This is a genomic window from Claveliimonas sp., from assembly GCF_037273965.1.
Classification (GTDB): Bacteria; Bacillota; Clostridia; order Lachnospirales; family Lachnospiraceae; genus Claveliimonas; species Claveliimonas bilis.
This window is the reverse complement of sequence record NZ_JAYAZJ010000007.1, coordinates 1-2917: the sequence shown is the minus strand read 5'-3', so window position 1 is coordinate 2917 and position 2917 is coordinate 1. Positions and strand designations below refer to the sequence as shown.

2 protein-coding genes are annotated in these 2917 nt (G+C 46.1%); both read left to right on the top strand.

Going from position 1 to position 2917, the window contains the following annotated elements:
• Window positions 1–458, top strand: a 458-nt coding sequence (locus WJ238_RS00085) for a PucR family transcriptional regulator (RefSeq protein ID WP_337605817.1), incomplete at its 5' end; no start/stop codon positions are given.
• Between the two features lie 82 nt (window positions 459–540).
• On the top strand, window positions 541–2823 hold the full coding sequence (locus tag WJ238_RS00080; protein WP_230107369.1) for a hydratase: 2283 nt from the start codon (window positions 541–543) through the stop codon (window positions 2821–2823).
• Window positions 2824–2917 lie beyond the last annotated feature (94 nt).

The following is a 2917-nucleotide window of genomic DNA, read 5'->3' as shown; positions in this document are numbered from 1 at the left end:
TAGCTTTTGGCACGATCACAGAAGAACTTAAGGAAGTTTCAGGCTCCTATAGAGAGGCAAAAACAGCGCTGGAGGTAGGACGGATTTTCTATCCGCAGAAACGGGTGCTCAATTACAAAGTGCTTGGGATCGGACGGCTGATCCATCAGCTTCCCGAAAAGCTGTGTGAAATGTTTCTGGATGAGGTGTTTGAAGGAAATGCGGCAGGCAGTTTTGAGGAGGAAGAACTGACGGCAGTTTATACGTTCTTCGAAAATAATCTGAACATATCGGAAACGGCGCGGAAGCTTTATGTACATCGAAATACTCTGGTATATCGCCTGGAGAAGATCCAGAAAAAGACCGGACTGGATGTGCGGGTGTTTGAAGATGCTATGACCTTTAAGATTGCGCTGATGGTGGAAAAACATATGAGAGCAATGAAAGAAAAAGAACACAGCAGTGAGGATGCAATTTGACTTTTGGACAGAACCGGGCTACAATAAACAGACAGGTGCCAGCAAAGGGCAGAAGAAAAAAGAATCAGGAGGAATTGCAAAGATGATAAAGCTTTACGATAACGGCGTATATCTGATAAACGGCACAAAAATCGTTGAAGATATAGAAGAAGTGCGCCACGAAACCGGAAGCAGTGTGACCAGAGAAGAAGCAGCTTCCCAGACAATGGCCTACAATATTTTGAAGGAGCACAATGTGTCCGGAAATATGGAACGCCTTCAGATTAAATTTGATAAGCTGACTTCCCATGACATTACGTTTGTAGGAATTATCCAGACAGCGAGAGCATCAGGCCTGGAGAAATTTCCGGTTCCTTATGTCCTGACAAACTGCCACAATTCCCTCTGTGCAGTAGGCGGAACCATCAATGAAGATGACCATATGTTTGGACTGACCTGTGCAAAGAAGTACGGTGGTGTTTACGTACCGCCTCATCAGGCAGTCATTCATCAGTTTGCAAGAGAAATGCTGGCAGGCGGCGGAAAAATGATCCTCGGTTCAGACAGCCATACCCGCTACGGAGCGCTGGGAACGATGGCTATGGGCGAAGGGGGACCTGAGCTTGTAAAACAGCTTTTAAATAAAACTTATGATATAAAAATGCCGCAGGTAGTAGGTATTTATCTGGACGGAGAGCCGATCAAAGGGGTAGGTCCTCAGGATGTGGCGCTGGCAATTATCGGCGCGACTTTCGCAAATGGTTATGTTAATAATAAGGTGATGGAATTTGTAGGTCCCGGTGTGGAAAAATTAAGCGCAGACTTCCGTATCGGAATCGATGTTATGACGACAGAGACAACCTGCCTGTCTTCCATCTGGAAGACAGATGAGACGATCCGCGAATTTTATGAGATCCACGAAAGACCGGAGGATTATAAGGAACTGAATCCGGGCAGTGTGGCATATTATGACGGCATGGTCTATGTAAACTTAAGCGAGATCCGTCCGATGATCGCGATGCCGTTCCATCCTTCCAATGTATATACGATCGACGAGGTCAATGCAAATCTGGCGGATGTCCTTCATGATGTAGAGAAGAAGGCTCTTGTCAGCCTGGACGGCGCAGTGGATTACTCCCTGCAGAGTAAGATCGTTGACGGAAAACTGTATGTGGATCAGGGAATCATTGCAGGATGTGCAGGCGGCGGATTTGAAAATATCTGCGCAGCTGCCGACATTATCAAAGGACATTATATCGGAGCAGATGAATTTACTTTCAGCGTATATCCGGCAAGTACGCCAATTTATATGGAACTGGTGAAAAACGGAGCGGTTGCAGATCTGATGGAGGCAGGAACAATTGTCAAGACGGCCTTCTGCGGCCCATGCTTCGGAGCGGGAGACACTCCGGCAAATAACGCATTTTCTATCCGTCACTCCACAAGAAACTTTCCTAACAGAGAAGGCTCCAAGCTGCAGAGCGGACAGATTGCTTCCGTTGCCTTAATGGATGCAAGATCGATCGCGGCTACAGCAGCAAACAAAGGGTTCCTGACTCCGGCAACAGCGATGGATGTAGAATACAAAGGGCAGAAATATCACTTTGACAGCAAGATCTATGCAAATCGTGTATTTGACAGTCACGGCGTGGCAGATCCGTCAGTAGAGATCAAATTCGGACCGAATATTAAGGATTGGCCGGAAATGTCAGCATTGCCGGAGAATCTGATCCTGAAAGTTGTATCAGAGATCCACGATCCGGTAACCACAACAGATGAACTGATTCCTTCCGGAGAGACATCTTCTTATCGTTCTAACCCGCTGGGGCTTGCAGAGTTTGCGCTTTCCAGGAAAGATCCTGCATATGTGGGCAGAGCAAAAGAGGTGCAGAAAGCTCAGAAAGCCATCGAAGAGGGGACCTGCCCGCTGGATGCACTGGAAGAGTTAAAGCCGGTCATGGCGAAAATCCAGGAGACGTATCCGGAGGTCGGAAAAGGCAATATCGGTGTGGGAAGTACGATTTTTGCAGTAAAGCCAGGAGATGGCTCCGCCAGAGAGCAGGCGGCCTCCTGTCAGAAAGTGCTTGGCGGATGGGCCAATATCGCAAACGAATATGCTACAAAGAGATACCGCTCAAATCTGATTAACTGGGGAATGCTTCCATTCCTTACAAAAGAAGATCATGAGCACCTAAGTTTTAAAAACGGGGATTATATTTTTGTCCCTGACATTCGCAAGGCAGTAGAAGAGAAATCGAATGTCATTACAACTTACATTGTAAAAGAGGATGGACTGAAAGAGCTGGATCTGGAACTGGGAGATCTGACAGATGCAGAAAGAGAGATCATTCTTAAGGGATGTCTGATCAATTATTATAAAGGATAATGTTTTAGGTAATGTAGTGTAAATATTGAGGCAGATGGTACTTGAAAAGAGTATAGGCTCCTGTGTTACAGTTGATTTATTATTTTGAGAGTCT